The sequence below is a fragment of the Thermovirga sp. genome (genome assembly GCF_017656375.1).
Taxonomy (GTDB): Bacteria; Synergistota; Synergistia; order Synergistales; family Thermovirgaceae; genus Thermovirga.
In genome coordinates this window covers 14,984-32,894 of the sequence record NZ_JACDOB010000017.1, presented here as the reverse complement: position 1 = coordinate 32,894, position 17,911 = coordinate 14,984, and the positions used below count along the sequence as shown (strand labels likewise).

Here is a 17,911-nt window from a genome sequence, read left to right as displayed (position 1 = left end):
GCTTTTAGGCCATAAGCCTTCATAAGGTCATCAGGAGCCCCTGATTGCCCAAAAGTGTCCTGAACACCTACAAACCTCATAGGAACAGGCATATCCTGTGAAAGGACCTCGGCCACTGCACTCCCAAAGCCACCCATAACCTGGTGTTCTTCCGCCGTTACTACCGCTTTCGTTTTTCTGGCAGCTTCTATCAATGTCTCCTTATCTATAGGCTTTACAGTGTGGCAATTTATGACTTGAGTTGAAATGCCCTCTTGTGCCAACATCTCTGCTGCGATAAGGGCTTCGTAGACCATTACTCCGCATGCGACAACAGTCACATCTTCGCCTTCTCTGTAGATCTCTGCCCTACCGACTTTAAAAGGTGTTTCCGGCGTAGTTATTACAGGAACCTTTTCCCTGCCAAACCTTATAACTACTGGCCCCTCTATTTGGGCAGCAGCTATGGTTGCCTTAACAGTCTCATGATAGTCACAAGGGACTATAACTGTAACCCCAGGGACAACCCTCGTTATAGCTATATCCTCCAACGCTTGGTGCGTAGCTCCGTCTGCTCCCACCGAGATGCCACCATGCCCTGAACCCACTTTTACATTCAAATTGCCATAAGCAACCGTAGTTCTGAGCTGATCCCAAGCTCTACCGGTACAAAACACGCCATAAGTACTAACAAAGGGTATCTTACCTGTAAGGGACAAACCTGCCGCGAGGCACATCATATCCTGTTCTGCTATCCCAGTCTGAATAAATCTATCAGGGTAGGCGTCTTTGAATAGATCCACTCGCAATGAAGAACTCAAATCTGCCCCAAGTACGACTACGCGCTCATCCATCTCTCCTAGTTTGAGTAATCCGTCTCCATACCCGAACCTAGTGGGGATTTTATCTACATCTTTGTATATGTTCTCCGCCAATTTTATCGTCATTAACAACACCCCCCACAGAGTTCTTTCAAGGCTAAGGCTGCTTGTTCACTATTGGGTGCCTTACCGTGCCACGCTGCATCGTCTTCCATAAACGACACACCTTTTCCTTTTATAGTATGGGCTATTATCACAGTAGGCTTGAAGTGGGTGTGCTTAAACCTCTTGAAGGCTGCAATTATTTCTTCAATATTATGTCCATCAACTTCTATGACGTTCCAACCAAAGGCCTTCCATTTGTCCGCAAGGGGTTCCATGTTTTTAACCTCACACGTCCAACCATCTATCTGAAGGCAGTTATGGTCAACTATGCCGCATAAATTATCAAGCTTGTAATGTGAGGCCGTCATAGCCGCCTCCCAAATCTGTCCTTCGTTAAGTTCACCATCACCCATCAGACAATATACGTCGTTTCTTCTCCTATCCATTCTGAAACCTAAGGCAATTCCAGCAGCAATGGACAACCCTTGTCCTAAACTACCCGTAGAAGCTTCCAGACCTGGAAGTTTTTTCCTATCAGGATGGCCTTGCAACCTGGATCCAAACTGTCTCAGAGTAAGCAACTCCTCCTTCGGGAAATAACCGGCCTCTGCAAGGGCAGCGTACACTACCGGGCAAGCATGCCCTTTGGAGAGAATGAACCTGTCCCTGCCTTCCCATTGAGGGTTCTTAGGATCATGTCTCATTACCTCAAAGTACAGAGCTGTGACTATCTCCACGGCCGACAAAGAACCTCCCGGATGCCCTGAACCTGCAGCTTCGAGCATCTTAATGATATCGCAGCGAATAGCTCGGGCCAGCTCTTCAAGGCGTTCTCTCTTACTTTCTTCCATCTTTTTACCTCCCTTTTAAATATTTGATAATTCCGCAGCAGCATATTTAAAATGTTTTGAAGCCTTTAAATCTCTAACACGATAACGCTCTAGCCTAACCACATTAGAAGAATCCCTCCTGCAAGGACTGACCCTATTTGACCCGCCACATTAGCGCCCACCGCATGCATCAATATAAAATTAGACGGATCCTCTTCCTTTGCCAACTTTTGTACAACCCTCGCTGACATAGGAAATGCCGAAATTCCTGCTGCTCCCACCATGGGATTAACCTTGTTTTTCAAAAATAAATTAACAAATTTAGCAAAGAGAACCCCTGATGCTGTGTCTAGAATAAAAGCTACAAGACCTAAACCAATTATAACTATAGTTTCCTCTCTCACAAAAAGATCTCCCGTCATCATTGCTGCAATAGAAAATCCAAGCAGCAATGTAACTATATTAGCCAGTTCGTTTTGAGCAGCTTTAGCGAGCCTATCCAACACGCCGCACTCTTTTATCATATTGCCAAACATCAAAAATCCTATAAGAGACACCGAAGCAGGAGCTACAATTCCAGCAATTATCGTAACAATTATTGGAAAAAGCACTTTGGTTCGATAGGACACTTCTCTTGAAGCATACCTCATTTTTATTTTTCTCTCAGCCTTAGTAGTTAAAGTTTTAATTACTGGCGGTTGTATTATGGGCACTATAGCCATATATGTGTAAGCAGCTACCGAGATTGGCCCCAAAAGATGTGGCGCAAACTTGTTTGCAACATATATTGAGGTTGGACCATCAGCAGCACCTATTATACCTATTGAAGCTGCTTCTTTTAAATCAAACCCCAAAAACAAAGCTATGCCAAGAGTCAAGAAAATTCCAGCCTGAGCTGCTAATCCAAATAGAAACATTACAGGGCAGGCCAAAAGGGGTGTAAAATCTATCATTGCTCCAACAGCTATAAAAATCAAAAGAGGAAAGAGCTCTGTAGCTATTCCCAAATTAAACAATAGGCTCAATGCTCCTTCATGAGGTACTCCGTTAACAATTTGGGTAATAGCAGAAGATAACGGTAGGTTAACTAATATAGTTCCAAAACCCATGGGCAATAGAAGATTTGGCTCATATTCTTTCTTTACGGCTAACCATATCAGCCCAAATCCCACACCGATCATAATTAACTGTTTCCATGTAAAGCTTTCAGCTAACATGTAAAACCAATCCATTTTTTCTGCCTCCCTTCAGCTAGCAGATCCAACTTCACAAAAAAAGACCTTCGCATGGCACCTGCCACGCCGAAGGTCTCGCTAGCATCCTCAAATGCCGACAGAACCAGACCCCTTGAGGCCGTGCTGGTGATTCTGCCTTCAAGCTACTCCCCTTTGGCTTTGTTACTTTGAATATCAACAAAAAGTAGTTTTTATTTTAGCAATATTCCCATCTTATGGCTACTAGCCTTAAAAAAGCAACTATGTCTTTACAGAGATTATGTGCTATTATCCCTTTAACATAGAAACAACAAAATACTTTAAGGGAAGGTGAGCAACGTATGCACAAGTTAGAAGCGGTAGACCCCGAGGTCTCGGCATTAATTTCCAAAGAATTGCTGAGGGAAAGCACCACTATAGAACTTATAGCCTCCGAAAATTTTGTCCCAGAATGCATAATGGAAGCCCAAGGCAGCGTACTCACTAATAAATACGCAGAAGGTTACCCAGGAAATCGCTATCATGGAGGATGTGAAGTTATAGATCAGATTGAGGACCTCGCTATCAGACGAGCAAAAGAGCTATTCGGAGCTGAACACGCAAATGTACAACCCCACTCTGGAGTAAATGCAAACCTCGCAGCCTATATGGCTCTTCTTAATGTAGGCGATACTATCCTTTCAATGGATCTCAGCCATGGTGGCCACCTCTCTCACGGCAGCAAAGTCAGCATAACTGGAAAGTTTTACAATGCCGTTTTCTACGGAGTCAGTAAGAAGACTGAACAAATTGACCTCGATCAAGTCAGAGACTTAGCAATAGCTCACAAGCCCAAATTGATAGTAGCTGGCTGCAGTGCCTATTCTCGCTTTATAGATTTCGAGGCTTTTCGACGCATAGCAGACGAAGTAGGAGCTTACCTAATGGTTGACATGTCTCACATTGCTGGGCTTGTAGCTGCAGGGGTGCATCCAACTCCGGTACCATGGGCAGATGTCGTAACTAGCACAACTACTAAGACATTACGTGGGGCCCGTGGAGGATTCATCTTATGCCGCAAAGAACACGCTTCTAAGATAGATAAAGCCATCTTCCCGGGAACACAGGGAGGTCCAATATTGCAAAACGTCCTGGCGAAAGCAGTTACATTTAAATTAGCAGATACCGAGGAATTCAAGAAATATGCAAAACAAGTCCAGACCAACGCCCGCAGAATGGCCTCGACACTTCAGGAAATGGGACTTCGCATCGTATCAGGAGGAACAGATAATCACCTCATGCTAGTAGACTTAAGGCCATGGAATCTTACAGGAGTTGAAGCCGAAGAACGCCTGGCAAAGGTCGGCATTACCGTCAATAAAAACATGATACCCTACGACGACAAAAAACCTACAATCACCAGCGGAATTAGAATAGGCACAGCCGCTGTAACATCGAGAGGATTCCTCGAAAAAGATATAGAAGAAATAGCCTCCATTATAGGCAACATACTGGAGGAAAAAGATAAAGCTGACCTTGAACCCTATAAGGAAGCCGTGATATCTCTGTGCCTAAAACATCCTCTTTACATGACTCCTCACGAAATTTCCGCTTCTTTAACACGTATTACAAACGAATAAAAACCAAGGGCCTTCATATCCCGTGAAGGCTCCTTTCGTACTTTTTACAGTATCATATTTCATGTAAAACTTATACTTACAGAGAATAATAATGAGAATAAAAATTCTAGGAACAGAATCACTAGGAGTAAGAGGTTGTTGCTGCCTTATTGAGACAAAAAACAAAAAGATATTAATTGACCCTGGCATTGCATTAGGTTATATGAGGCACAAACTGCTGCCGCATCCTTTCCAAATTGCAGTAGGTGAAAGGATTAGGGCCCAAATTATAGAGTATTGGTCTGTGGCCACATCTATAGTAATCAGCCATTTCCACGGAGACCATGTTCCGCTATATGATGCCAATCCCTACCAACTCAATGTAAAGAATTTAATTGGCTTGAATCCTAACGTAGAAATATACACAAAAAGTGATATGTATCTATCTGACTTGGAATCAAAACGCGCAAAACAGCTATTCAGCATGTTGGGCAAAAAACCCATTGCAGCAGAAGGTAGAAACATGGACAATATGACATTTTCTCAACCTGTAACCCATGGCAATGACCTCTCAACTACAGTCATAATGACGAGAGTGGAAGAAGACCGCGTGTTTGTCCACGCTCCTGGTATCCAATTAATAAACGATGAAGCCATATCCCAAATAATAGATTGGCATCCAGATATCGTTTTCGTCGACGGCCCTCCCTTATATATCCCGAGAGCACTTTCAAAGGATCAAGTTGCAGAAGCCAAACACAACATCAAGAAATTAGCGGAAAGCATAGGCACAATCATTATAGACCACCACATAATGAGGAACTATGAAGGCATAAAATGGATAGAAGAACTATCATGTAAAACAGGAAAGAGAATCATATGTGGTGCAGATTTTATGCATCAGCAAAGAATGCTTCTTGAAGCTTCCAGAAAAGATTTATACGAGAAGATGCCAGTCCCCCAAGATTGGCACACAAAATATGCAAAAGGAAAAATAAGCGCTGATGTTTATTGGGAACAGGGTAAAAAGTTTTACAATGCCAATAGCAGCAGTAGCCAATGTTCTCTCAATTGACCAAGATCAATGCATATCTATTGGTAGATTCCTTGAAATCCTTTTTCACCGAGATATGATAACCGAGCATCTTGGCTAACGAGAATACATCTATGCCAAAGGCCTCCATAGTCGGCCTTCTCATGTATGGGAAACGACACGTATCAACCGATCCTGTGCACTTGTCACACAAATTGCAATTATCAAAAGAAAGGAGAAATGCCTTCTCCATATTATGCATAAATATATTTTTTTCTATATCCAAGAGCTCCTTCTGTTTTCTCATGACCCAGTCCTTCATGAGTTTTGGGCCAGAATCGTAAAAGAGATGAATGAACACTGCCTTCTCATATTCTGCCAAGAGGGCTTTACATTCTCCTATGGTAGGGGCATTGGGGGGACAAGATGCATTTCGCCCGTAATCGGGACAACCATACATGCATTTCATTCTCACCCAATATGACACTGGCATATTTCCAGGGCGTATCCATTTATAATCATCAAATCCCCTGCTTAAAAGAAGCTTATCCACAAACAAGATGCCGTCCGTCAAAAGCTCTCCCATTTATCTTCCTCCTTACGACAACGTGATCCTTTAGTCGTAACCACGAGCATTAATCACCGACACATTCGAATAAACCACAAAATACTGTTCCGGTAAAAAATCGTACTCTTTTTCATACGTGTACCCCGATTCCAACATTTCGTGCATAAGAGCCTTCTTTGAAACGTAATGTCCGAAGATACCACGAAAGCTGAGGAATTTACTTTTCTTATATTCTATAATGGCGATCCTCCCATCAATTTTCAAAAATTTTCTCAGGTTCTTAAAATATTGTATCCTGTCAGGTATATGATGCGTGACATTGCGCATGAATATGACATCAACTTTTTTTAAGGGCAAATTTAACGTGTCATTTGCTAACACTACATGTACATTATTCAACCCCTTCTTGAATGCATTACCTTCGATAAACTTCAAAGATGTCGAATTTGTGTCAACAGCATAAACCCTACCCTCATCACCCACAATCTCAGCAAACCTAAGGGTAAAATAACCACCTCCTGCTCCTATATCAACTATAACCATTCCAGGCTTTAAATCCATGGCTTTCAAGATATCATCAGGTCTACTTTTCTTGTTTGCCGCTTTCCTGTTAAGAGCTTTTGCTTTAAGATTTTTCATTTCGTCACCTAATATATACCTTCCCTTGATAAATAAGGCTTTATATCCAAGACAGGTGTCCCATCTATTGCTTCCAGAGGATGCACTATAATTCCATCTTCCAGTATTTGTTCCAACGTAACCAAATGCAACCCTATCGGGTTAGGTCGATCGGGAGAGCGAGTAGCAAAAACACCGTGTAAAGCAAGACGCCTGTCGCCTTTAGGATGAACCTCCAAAATTTTTCTATCTGCCAGATGAAGCCAGGTTAACACGTATATGCTTTGCCCTTCAGCCAACTTCCTTAACCCAGTGAGGTACTTTGAAAAAATTTCTATCTTGACAGGCGGCAAGATCTCTTCCCCCTGCCTAGGAACCTCCTGCCTTGTCTTAAAAGGGGAACAAACTATTCCTATCGGAAAAAGTTTAAAATACATTTATCATGCACCCTCTTATATCTCATCTGAAATAGCCATTCGCGCTATATAAGTTTATCAAATAAATAAGTATAATAACTAAACAATTATTTCACTCATAAAACAAATTTTAATAATCTGACCTCTGCGGCAATACTTATAATATATTTATGCATCATAGATGAAACATCTCAAATTAAATTCCATATAATATAGACACTAGACAAAAACTACTTGCAGTTTTATAAAGTAACATATCCTTATAGGCGGTGTATATCTATGACATTAGTAACATCTCACAAAATTTTATGGCTCGCTGTAGCCGGTGCAATGGGAGCCCTTTGTAGATACGGGTTAACAGGGCTAATTCAGAAAAACTTGAATATACTTTTCCCCATGGGGACGTTCTTCGTCAACCTTCTGGCGTGTTTTTTCGCTGGCGCTTTATTTACAATTTTTCAAGACAAACTGGAGATGCCAGGGGAAATACGGATAATACTCTTCGTCGGATTTTTCGGAGCCTTCTCTACGTTCTCCACCTTTATGCTGGAGACAACTCAAATGTTGAGAGATGGACAATTTGTATGGGCAATGGCAAATATTATTCTACAAAACACATTGGGAATTATTTTCATGTTTTGCGGTATCATAATAGGCAAATTCATCTGATTCAATTAAGGAGGAAAAGCCATGAAACTCCCCAGGGAAGCTCAACTTCTAAGAATCTTTATAGGAGAAAGCGATAAATATAATGGTAAACCTCTTTACGAAGCCATAGTGACGCGAGCGAGGGAACTCTCCATGGCAGGTGTAACAGTCTTGAGGGGAATACTGGGGTTCGGCGCCCACAGCAGAATCCATTCCGCAAAAATTTTGAGGTTGTCTGAAGACCTGCCACTAGTGATAGAAATAGTAGACACACCTGAACGCATCCAGGCGTTTTTGCCCGAAGTAGATGGAATGATGAAAGAAGGGCTAGTAACCCTAGAAAACATCAAAGTCATATACTACAGAAAAGGGGACAATAAATGAAATTCATGCTGAAATAAAAAGTAAAACACCCTCCTTATAATCACGAAATAAGTACCATATTTAGCCCTTTCTTGAATACATGAAGAAGACCACCTCAAATTATGCTTAGTTTTGCTTGCTTGCTTCCTAATTTTAAATCCAAAGCCCTTACTGCAACTTTTCACCCTACTCAATATATATAGACTCAATTTTGCCCCATGATAACAAAAATACTTTAGTCTTCTCTTACATGAGTAAATAAATTAATAATAAAAATATAAGGCAAGTCCCAGTTTATGGAACTTACCTTATCGAATTAAATTCTTAAAATACTATTTACTTATACTATGGAGCGAAACACCATCAACAATATCTAAATTTAGTTAAAGCATTCTCAGCAGCTTTAATAATTTGATACCCCACAGGAGATGCTGTTAAATGTGGATGTGTACCAAATTGAACGGTATAAATTTCCGAGGCGGTTAATCTCTTTTGAATTGCTAATCCCATTATGTTAATCATTTCACCTACGCTCTTACCACCTGCTAATTCTGCCCCCAAAATGGATCCGCGATCCTTAGAGAAAATCAGCTTTACTTTAATGTTAGAAGCACCCTCCAATTTCCCAGGATGCCTATCTGGACCACTAGCTTCCCCTATAACAATTTCAAATCCCTCTTTACATGCTACAGTTTCCGTTAAACCTGCAACACCTAAAGTTAATCCAGCTATATGAGTCGAATAAATACCAATGTTGCACTTGCTCTCTTTCACAAGCTTTATGTTAAAGAGATTTGCTCCTGCAACCCGACCTTCAAATGTTGCAGTAGATGCAAGCATTTGGCCACTAGCTTTACTTGTAAAGAAATCCCTGGGTTCGGCACAATCTCCTATAGCTAAAACATCTGGATGAGAAGTTCTCATATACTCATCGGTTCGGATGCCGTTCTTCCCTACATCTAATCCTGCCTTAATCGCAAGATCATCATTAGGCCGATATCCAATAGAAAAAATAACCATATCTGCTTCAATCTCTCCTGATTTCTCCAGTAGAACCGAAGTAACCCGTTCAGATCCCCTTAATTCCACCAAATTATCATGGATCATACGGATGCCTTTTTCCTTAAGTCGCTCTAAAAGCATATCGCCAAACTCCGGATCAAAGCTCTTCCGGAGAATCCGACTGCGATAAAGAACAGTTACATTTTTACCTAATTTATGAATTTCGTCTGCTACCTCAAGAGCTATAAATCCAGCACCCACTATAACTATGTTATCTACCTCATCAAGTTTTTTACGCATAGCCTTGAGATAATCGTACGTCTTGGGGACAGTCAACACATTATCAAGATTACATCCCTTTACCTGTGGGAAAACAGGCCTGGATCCTGTAGCAAGGATCAGCTTATCGAAGGCAATAGCATTACCTCCTTTTGTAAAAACAGTTTTACAGTCCAATCCTATTTCTGTAACCTCGTCAATAAGAAGATCGATTCCAGCGCCATTAAGCACTTTTTCGGCTGGCAGTATATCATCATCAACACTTTCTAATGTCCCAAAGATATAGGGAATCCCGCAAGGGATCATCGATATCTTTTCTTTATCAATAACTAGAATATCTTTTTCAGGATACATTTTCTTTGCTGCTGTGGCTGCCGTAAGACCTCCAGCACTTTTCCCTATAATGATTGCATCGTATTTCGATTTCACATCTGTTACCTGAGTCTTCATACAATACACCTACCCTTTCTAATATAGTTATTTTTTTCACATAATGAGTTGGAACTCCCACTTGTGCAAAAATCATCTTTATTCTAACATGATAATGAATATCATTTCCAGTAGCAGAACAGCATACTCTTATTTTACGAATAATATAATGTGAAATCCAAAAACGAATTAAAGCAAATATAAACAACTAAACATGCATATAATTGGTATATGTAATGACATTAGCCACATCTTGCAAAACTCTATGGCTCGTCATAACCTGTGCAATGCAAGCTCTTCGCAGAATAGTAGGCGCTCCTAAACGAATTCAACCTTTTTTATCTGACCTTGCAAAATGATGAAGGAAGGCCTAGTTGCTCTCGGGAACATAAAAGTACTCTACTACAGGAAGGAATAACAACTACCCCTTGCAAAGGGGAAGCCACATGGTTACCATCAAACCTCCACCTGGGGCGTTAGTCGCCTCTATCCCTCCTCCATGATACTCTAGAGCTCTCTTGGCTATAGCCAACCCCAGCCCCACCCCGCCTTTTTGCCTATCTCTAGAACTTTCAACCCTGTAGAAAGGCCTAAATAATTTTTCTGTATCTTCTTCAGGGACTCCCTGGCCATGATCCCGAATAGTCACTTTTGCTAAATTTTCTTCTTTCTCAATATAAATGAGAATTTCTCCTCCTTTTGGGCTAAACCTTATGGCGTTGCGCAACACGTTTTCAATAGCGCTTCTGAGCATAGATGGCTTCATAGTAACAACCAAACGATCAACTTGAGAATGCAAGGTCATAACCTTGCCGTCTTTTTCAGCCTCAATTTTAGAATCATCAATTATCGACCTGACAAATTGAACTAGATCATCCTCGGAGAAGCTTTTCTTCCCCATCTCCTGTTCAAGTCTTGAAACCGAAAGAATTTGGCCTATCATTTCCCCTAATGTAGAAGCTTCCTTTTCCACCCTATCCAAGAGCTTCTGATTATGCTCGGGCAAGCCTTTACGCACCAACTCCAATGCCACCATTAACCTAGCCAATGGAGACCTCAATTCATGCGATATATCACGCAAGAGCCTATTTTGAGCTTCCAAAAGCTCGTTAACGTAACAAGTCATTTCATCAAAAACTCTCCCTAGTTGCCCTATTTCATCTCTGCGTTTTTTTATCTTTTCTCCCACACGAATTGAGAAATCACCTTCAGTAACGGCCTTTGCTGCTTGGCTCAACTCTAATATAGGATCAGTAATATGCCTGGTCAGCACATAGGCCAACAACATAACAGAAGCTATAAAACCTACAACTAACACGGCAAGAACTTTGGGATTTCTTATAAAGCCTGGGAAAAGAGGCCTTTTGGGAAGAATTCCTACCAAAATATAATTTTTCCCATCTCCTACGGTGATTCTTTTAAAGATAGCAACAAAATCTCTTCTGTTAATAATCTCCTGCCTGCTCTTTTTGGCTTCAAACCATAGTTCCTTCAGCTTCCTTGATCGAGGATAAGGCAATAAAGGATTCCCTCGCTCATCTAAAATATGAATAAAAAGCCCCGTCTCATCAGCTATTTTTCGGAGTTCTTCCCGTAAGCTCATGGGACCTCTTTCTTGATATATTTCAAGACATCTAAGCCCGTGACTCTCCAACGCAGCAGAAAGTATATCTTCCCTTCCAGTCAAAATTATTCCTTCTCTTGCCATAAAAATGGTAAGGGAGGCACTAACAGTTATTACTACAAGCATTCCGAAAAGAAACCACATAAAAATAGTTTTAAACATACTTAGGTTTCTCAAAGCTCATCTCTCTCTTTTGGGATAGTGAAGATATACCCCTCTCCCCTTATAGTCTTTATCCTCTTTTGGCCGTCACTATAAGGACCTAATTTCTTCCTCAGGTTGCTTATGTGAACATCTACACTCCTGTCAAAGGGGGAATAACTTCTCTTCAATACCTTTTGAACCAAATGTTGCCTATTTACTAACTTACCAGCAGATGTCATAAGAAACTCCAACAAGTCATATTCAGTTGATGTTAATTCTATTGTTTTACCGTCAAGGATAGCCGTTCTAGATGAGGGATAAAGCTTTAAGTCTCCAACAGATAGCACTTTTTCTACCTTATCCTCTTGATCCTCATTTTTATTTCCCCTAACCCTTCGCAAAATTGCCCTTACGCGAGCCAGCAATTCTCTGGGATTAAAAGGTTTTGGAAGATAATCATCAGCTCCGAGCTCTAAGCCGACTATTCTGTCTACATCATCTCCCTTAGCAGTAAGGATTAAAACTGGGACGGTCGATTCCTTCCTTAAATTTTTTAGCACTTCCAACCCATCCATGCCTGGGAGCATTAAATCTAAAATTATGATGCTATATATACCAGAGAAGGCCTTATCAAGGCCTTCTCTGCCATTGTGGACCCACTCCACATACAACCCCTCTGTTTTAAAATACTCGCACAAAAGCTCACATAATTCTGCGTCATCTTCGACTAGCAATATTTTTTCCATTTTTCCGACTACACCTCAGCAAAAAACTGTCATTCCCACATATTTAAGATATTCCTGCCTCTGAAATGTTCCATTAACTGCCTCTTTTGTTCAGGAGTAAGCTCCCGTTGAACTTTTATAAAAGCCTTCTGCCAAGTAATAATGTTATCAACTATTTTTTCAGAAACAACCTTGCTCTCCATTCGCAACTCTTTCCAATCTGGCTCGTCCTTCCAAACTAAATGGAACATCTTGGCAAAGCAATCATGCAAATTATCTTGGTTTACCCTCACTTTATTCGCTGCTTCTTTCATAATTACTTTCACTTTAGCCTGTTGAGCCGGGGTCAAATTTAGTTTGCTCATGAAAAAGAAGTGCTCTACTTTGCCATTCCCCTGCTCAAAGCGCTTTACCTTGAGCCTCATTTTCGCTCCGCGCGGCTCTCCAAAACGCTCCTTAAATTTAGCCTTGAACATGAGCCTCTGCTCTGGCTTTAGTATGGAATAAACCTTGGCGAGTTGTCTATATCTTGCCATAAGTTGCTCTTCTATTCTTTCTCTTAACAGAATCTTCGTTTTTTCATCCACTGGCTTTTCGTTAAGGGTTTGTTCCACAATTCTACCGGCAAGCCTCATTCGCCCTTTCCCATCTGGACCTCTTTTAGCGTCGAAAAACACATCCCATAATGCAGCCTTCTGCTCTCCCGAAAGATTCAAAGAGCTAAGAAGAAAAGGATCCACAGCCCCCCTAGCACCGTTATGCAAACTTCTAAAATGACCTCCCTTTTGGGCAAAAGCAAAAGATTGGCCAGTGAGAAGCAACATGGACACCAACAAGAAAACACCTAAAATCTTTTTCATCATCTTACGCCTCCTCTTAAATCATTTGAGCACATTTTACAAGGAGGACCGTAAAGACAGCGTTCATTTTTTTAAAGAAATGTAAAGATTCAGTAAACACATCAAAAAGTCTTACTCAATACAACACTTTCGTGTCCATTTTCTTGTAGCCTTCAGGGATTTCAAAGAGAGCAGGATCTACGTTTCCTTCCACTATATCGCTATAAATTATAGTAGCTGTATCCTGGGGAGACTCAGTGTAAACCTTTATTGGATAATTAAGCTTCTCAGATACCCATATTGTGGATTTGCCAAGATTAGAGTCGTGATAGGTAACCAAATATTTAATACACGTATAACCTTGAATTTTTTCCTTTCCCGTTTTCTTTACGTCTGCAACGTCAGAAAGTTTAGATTCGATAGACTCTTCCTCATTCAACGTTACTTGCTGGTTTTCCATTTCCATGTAAATGGGTTGTCCGGGCATCAAAACATACATCAAATTGTCTTCAGGATTGACTATTACCGACTGGACTCCCATAGGTGTGTCAAGGTCCTGGCGTAACCAATTACCCTTTACGTAAACCTTGCCAGTCATTTTGCCTCCTTGGGCGCTATCGATAGTCATTGAAGCACTGAACTCAGCGGCTTTAGAAGGAGCGCAAGTACACAAAACCACTAGTACTGCTACCGCTAACAAACCACCAATTAACGGAATTTTTCGTCTTCCCATAATATCTCATCTCCTCTCTGCTCAACCAGTTTAAAAACTTTATTGTTTTATTATACTCTATCACTAAAGCCTATGAAATGTAGAATGTCCATAAAAAATGGGCCCCACATGGGGCCCATTTAATTCATGTCAACTAAAAAAATTAAATAGTCTTTCGTCTGGCTCTTGTCTTAGTTCCCTTAGACGATCTTGTCCCTGAGGTTCGTCTTTTTGAAGTTTTCACCTTACTGCCTTCATCGATTGGGTTAATTTTATGAAAACCCCATCGATTCAAGTCTACCTCACGCTTTTTCATATTTCTCAAAGCTGCAGGAGAAAGTTCCACGTGTACGCTGTGTTTATTAATTTTTATTCGAGCAACCTCAGAACTCCTCACATCAAGAGCATTACAGAGACATCCTAAAACCTTCCCCACACTCCACTCGACAGAGGGGTCCAACCCTATATGGACATTGCTCCCCTTAGATCGATTACTGTTGCCTGCCCTTTCTCTCGAAAGGGCTTTATTTCCAGTTTTTTTACGACTGTTCCGTTCCTTAATTAATTCTTCTCTCAGCTCATAACCACAAGTCATATCCTTGGATATTTCAATCAATAATTTAGCCACTAAAAGACGTGGCTCCATCCCTTCTAATAACTCATCCGCCCACTTCAGAAGTTCCTCCGTGGGCTCATGGCCTTCTTCCATTAGATCAAGCTGTTTTCTGTAACGGGACATAGCCTCAATTTCACTTTTATCAGGAATATCAAGCCATTCAGCTTTGACCTTGGCTCTTTGTAACATCATCTTAAACCTGTCGGCTTCCCTCAAATTCAAAATTACTATATTTTCTCCTTTTTCTCCTGCTCGACCTGTCCTGCCACTTCTATGGGTAAAAGTCTCAAGGTCCTCCGGCAATCCAAGTTGGAAAACTTTCTCTATGTAAGGAACATCTAGTCCTCGAGCTGCCACGTTAGTTGCGACCAAAACACTTATTAGGCCCTCTCTGAAAAGCTTGAGAGTTAGATTCCTGTCTCTTTGAGACATGTCTCCATGGAGGCACCTAGTGTTAAAGCCTTCCTTCGACAGTTTTTCCGCTATATCTGCAGTCTCTGCTTTTGTGCGGCAAAAAACCAATGCTTTTGCCGGATTTTCCCATAAAAGAGCATTAACCAAACCTTCCAATTTTCTTTCGTGCGGCACCCTGTAAATCTTATGGCTTATATCTGAATGCTGTCCCTCTTCTCCCACAGATAAAATTTGAGGATCTTTAAGGTACTTTCTTGAAAGGGAACGTATTTCTGGAGGCATAGTGGCCGAGAAAAGCCAAATTCTCTCTCTTTCTGATGCACTTTCCAATATTGCCTCAAGCTCCTCTCGAAAACCCATATCTAGCATTTGATCTCCCTCATCTAGGATAACAGTGTGTAGCTCAGACAAATCCAAAATGCCTCTTTTAAGGTGATCTAAAACCCTACCTGGAGTGCCTATTACCATAGAAACGCCTCTCCTTAAGTCTCTTATCTGAGAAGCCATATCCATGCCACCAACAAGTACACCTAACTTGATGTTTAAACCTTTCCCAATCCAACGGGCTTCCTTTGCCGTCTGCTGGGCAAGCTCTCTCGTAGGTGACAGAACTAAAACTTTTGGCTTGTTTTCACTCCATGAACCCACATTTAAAAGCGGCAGCAAAAAAGCCAAAGTTTTTCCAGACCCTGTTTTGGATCTTACTATCATGTCACGACCATGATCATCCAGGGATAACACTTTCTCCTGAACGGGGGTAAGGGTATTGAACCCTCTCTCTTCCATAGCCGTTTTCAATTCTTTCCTCAATAAACCAATGTACTGCATTTTCGTCTCAATCATAGAATTAATCAATTCCTCCTAATATTCTTCTCACAGGACGAGGGGCACCCCCTTTGGGTGCCCCTCGTCCTGCCTCCCAATACAACTTAAGCCATTATCCTCTTTAATAATTTTTTGTCAAGTTTAGCCCTCTTTATTCTAATCTCTATTTAACCTTTTCCTTCTGCTTGTAAACATATACGCTGCATGGAGCATGGTACACAACTTTTGCTGCAACGCTGCCTATAAAAAATCTCTGTAAATTTGACAGCCCCCTATGCCCTATCATTATCATCGATGCGTCAATTTCCTTGGCATAATCAACAATACACTCATAAGAAATTCCTGTTCTTACAACAATTTCAATAGGTAAATCCCTTGAAAGGTCTGTTTTCTCCAAAGCCTTATTTACAATCTGTTTGATTTTTTCTTTGACCTCTTCTTCCGAAGGTACGTAGTAAACTGGGTAGTTCCCATACCATAAAGTTTTACCTTCCGATGATTCTATTGCGTGAAAGATAAACAAAGACACATCCTTCTCTTTTTCCGCATATCTGAAAGATTGTTCGAGGAGATCTATGCTTGTTTGGCTACCATCCACCGCCACAACAACTTTTTTCATATCAAATCCCCCTGCCCTTCACTCGCAAGAAATCACACATCCCAGGTTAACTCAATAATACACCTACACTCTACTAAAGTAAATTTATATACAAGAAATAGAAGTGCCACCTCTTTCAAAATTTCTTTATATGCAGCCTCAACTCCTCAGACGTAACCCTTGTAAGTTGTTCTCTCGGCAACTCGGAGAGAATACTCCAGGCCAAATCAAGGGATTTAGTTATGTCTCTGTCTTCGTCTTCTCCTTGATTGAGGAACTCCCTCTCAAAATACTCTCCAAACTTCAGGCTCGCCTTATCCTGCTCGCTCAACTCATCAGTACCTACTACACCAGCTAAAGCTCGCACCTCTTCCACCCTGCTCACAGAAGCAAACAACTGACTCGCCACATTTGGGTGGTCATCCCGAGTATAATCTTTGCCAATAGCATCCTTCATCAGACGGGAAAGACTGACCATAACGTCAATGGGTGGGTAAATACCTTTACTATCCAACTCCCTCGAAAGAACTATCTGGCCTTCAGTTATAAAGCCAGTTAAATCTGGAATAGGATGGGTAATATCATCGTTAGGCATGGTTAGGATAGGAAGCTGGGTCACACTTCCCTTTCCTTCTTTCAGCACCCCAGCCCTCTCGTACAGGGATGCTAGGTCGCTATACATATACCCTGGATAACCCTTTCGGCTTGGCACCTCTCCTTGAGCCACCCCTAGTTCTCTCAGCGCCTCACAATAATTTGTCATATCTGTCATTATAACAAGCACGTGAAGGCCAAGGTCAAAGGCAAGGTATTCGGCAGCAGTCAAGGCAAACCGCGGGGCGGCAATTCTCTCTATGACAGGATCATCCGCCAAATTCAAAAACGTTACTATGTTGTTAGTTCGCCCCTGTTCCATAAGGCTCCGCTCAAAAAAAGTTGCATCATCATGTTTTATCCCTATTCCTACAAAAACAACCGCGAAGTTTTCCGCACCCAAAAGTCTTGATTGGGTAGCAATTTGAACGGCCAACCTATTATGGGGCAATCCATTGCCCGAAAAGATAGGCAGCTTCTGCCCTCTGACCAAGGTGGTTAAAACATCTATGGCAGAAATGCCAGTATGAATAAAATCCCTTGGATATACTCTGGCCATAGGGTTAATAGGGCTGCCATTTACGTTACGCACCAAATTCCCAAACACTGGGCCACAACCGTCTCTCGGCTCCCCTAGGCCATTGAAGGTACGCCCCAATATGGACGGGGCTAATGTCATTGTTAATTCCCTTCCCAAAAAACGAACCCGTGTGTTTTCTGGGATCAAATCCTCTGTGCCAGAAAACACCTGAATTAATGTTGCTCTCTCATCAAGAACCACAACTCTGCCTTTTCTGGCTGTCCCATTAGGTCCTACAACATCAACTATCTCTCCATATCCTGCACCTTTAACATTCTCAACCAAGACAAAAGGCCCATTTATGGCTTTAAGACCTATATACTCAGCTACTGGCATA

Annotated in this window: 18 protein-coding genes; 4 read left to right on the top strand and 14 right to left on the bottom strand. The window is 41.4% G+C overall.

Annotated features, from left to right (window positions below; translation table 11 throughout):
- From H0Z23_RS06295 to H0Z23_RS06285, 3 genes are all read right to left on the bottom strand, one after another.
- A partial coding sequence (locus H0Z23_RS06295; RefSeq protein WP_296868319.1) for a transketolase C-terminal domain-containing protein occupies positions 1–926 on the bottom strand: 926 nt, incomplete at its 3' end.
- Positions 926–1,756 (bottom strand): transketolase, encoded by an 831-nt coding sequence (locus H0Z23_RS06290; RefSeq protein ID WP_296868317.1) that lies wholly within the window; start codon positions 1,754–1,756, stop codon positions 926–928. The genes H0Z23_RS06290 and H0Z23_RS06295, both read right to left, overlap by 1 nt.
- Before the next feature lie 89 nt (positions 1,757–1,845).
- Positions 1,846–2,967 carry a sodium ion-translocating decarboxylase subunit beta gene (locus H0Z23_RS06285; RefSeq protein ID WP_296868315.1) on the bottom strand — a complete coding sequence of 374 codons (1,122 nt, stop codon included), beginning with the start codon at positions 2,965–2,967 and terminating at the stop codon, positions 1,846–1,848.
- 323 nt (positions 2,968–3,290) lie between these two features.
- On the opposite strand from H0Z23_RS06285, the gene glyA reads away from it, so the two are divergent.
- Both glyA and H0Z23_RS06275 read left to right on the top strand, forming a co-directional pair.
- Positions 3,291–4,568, top strand: a complete 1,278-nt coding sequence (gene glyA / locus H0Z23_RS06280) for a serine hydroxymethyltransferase (protein ID WP_296868313.1) — start codon at positions 3,291–3,293, stop codon at positions 4,566–4,568.
- Between the two features lie 91 nt (positions 4,569–4,659).
- Positions 4,660–5,622, top strand: coding sequence for a hypothetical protein (locus H0Z23_RS06275; protein ID WP_296868312.1), 963 nt, complete (start codon positions 4,660–4,662; stop codon positions 5,620–5,622).
- On the opposite strand, the gene H0Z23_RS06270 is transcribed toward H0Z23_RS06275, so the two are convergent.
- From H0Z23_RS06270 to tsaA, 3 genes are read right to left on the bottom strand one after another with little or no spacing between them, the layout of a single operon-like run.
- Positions 5,615–6,166, bottom strand: coding sequence for a DUF2284 domain-containing protein (locus H0Z23_RS06270; protein WP_296868310.1), 552 nt, complete (start codon positions 6,164–6,166; stop codon positions 5,615–5,617). The two genes, H0Z23_RS06275 and H0Z23_RS06270, sit on opposite strands and share 8 nt — an antisense overlap.
- A gap of 30 nt (positions 6,167–6,196) precedes the next feature.
- Positions 6,197–6,787, bottom strand: coding sequence for a class I SAM-dependent methyltransferase (locus tag H0Z23_RS06265; protein ID WP_296868308.1), 591 nt, complete (start codon positions 6,785–6,787; stop codon positions 6,197–6,199).
- Positions 6,788–6,795: 8 nt separating this feature from the next.
- Complete coding sequence (gene tsaA / locus H0Z23_RS06260) at positions 6,796–7,203, bottom strand: tRNA (N6-threonylcarbamoyladenosine(37)-N6)-methyltransferase TrmO (protein ID WP_296868307.1); 408 nt, start codon at positions 7,201–7,203, stop codon at positions 6,796–6,798.
- A gap of 258 nt (positions 7,204–7,461) precedes the next feature.
- Between tsaA and crcB the strand changes: the two genes are divergently transcribed.
- Both crcB and H0Z23_RS06250 read left to right on the top strand, forming a co-directional pair.
- Positions 7,462–7,851, top strand: coding sequence for a fluoride efflux transporter CrcB (gene crcB / locus H0Z23_RS06255; protein ID WP_296868305.1), 390 nt, complete (start codon positions 7,462–7,464; stop codon positions 7,849–7,851).
- Positions 7,852–7,872: 21 nt separating this feature from the next.
- Positions 7,873–8,214, top strand: a complete 342-nt coding sequence (locus H0Z23_RS06250; protein ID WP_296868303.1) for a DUF190 domain-containing protein — start codon at positions 7,873–7,875, stop codon at positions 8,212–8,214.
- Positions 8,215–8,556: 342 nt separating this feature from the next.
- Here the strand turns inward: H0Z23_RS06250 and H0Z23_RS06245 are convergent, their stop codons facing one another.
- The 8 genes from H0Z23_RS06245 to H0Z23_RS06210 all read right to left on the bottom strand — a co-directional run bounded on the left by H0Z23_RS06245 (position 8,557) and on the right by H0Z23_RS06210 (position 17,910).
- A complete protein-coding gene (locus tag H0Z23_RS06245) occupies positions 8,557–9,924 on the bottom strand; it encodes an FAD-dependent oxidoreductase (protein WP_296868302.1) in 1,368 nt (455 codons plus the stop codon).
- A gap of 400 nt (positions 9,925–10,324) precedes the next feature.
- A complete protein-coding gene (locus tag H0Z23_RS06240) occupies positions 10,325–11,689 on the bottom strand; it encodes an ATP-binding protein (RefSeq protein ID WP_296868300.1) in 1,365 nt (454 codons plus the stop codon).
- 11 nt (positions 11,690–11,700) lie between these two features.
- A complete protein-coding gene (locus tag H0Z23_RS06235) occupies positions 11,701–12,417 on the bottom strand; it encodes a response regulator transcription factor (RefSeq protein ID WP_296868298.1) in 717 nt (238 codons plus the stop codon).
- A gap of 29 nt (positions 12,418–12,446) precedes the next feature.
- Positions 12,447–13,259, bottom strand: coding sequence for a Spy/CpxP family protein refolding chaperone (locus H0Z23_RS06230; protein ID WP_296868296.1), 813 nt, complete (start codon positions 13,257–13,259; stop codon positions 12,447–12,449).
- 112 nt (positions 13,260–13,371) lie between these two features.
- Positions 13,372–13,968, bottom strand: a complete 597-nt coding sequence (locus H0Z23_RS06225; RefSeq protein WP_296868294.1) for a DUF4412 domain-containing protein — start codon at positions 13,966–13,968, stop codon at positions 13,372–13,374.
- Positions 13,969–14,110: 142 nt separating this feature from the next.
- Positions 14,111–15,820, bottom strand: a complete 1,710-nt coding sequence (locus H0Z23_RS06220; RefSeq protein WP_296868292.1) for a DEAD/DEAH box helicase — start codon at positions 15,818–15,820, stop codon at positions 14,111–14,113.
- Between the two features lie 145 nt (positions 15,821–15,965).
- Positions 15,966–16,421 carry a universal stress protein gene (locus tag H0Z23_RS06215; protein WP_296868291.1) on the bottom strand — a complete coding sequence of 152 codons (456 nt, stop codon included), beginning with the start codon at positions 16,419–16,421 and terminating at the stop codon, positions 15,966–15,968.
- A gap of 115 nt (positions 16,422–16,536) precedes the next feature.
- Positions 16,537–17,910 carry a V-type ATP synthase subunit B gene (locus tag H0Z23_RS06210; RefSeq protein ID WP_296868321.1) on the bottom strand — a complete coding sequence of 458 codons (1,374 nt, stop codon included), beginning with the start codon at positions 17,908–17,910 and terminating at the stop codon, positions 16,537–16,539.
- Position 17,911: the final 1 nt, after the last annotated feature.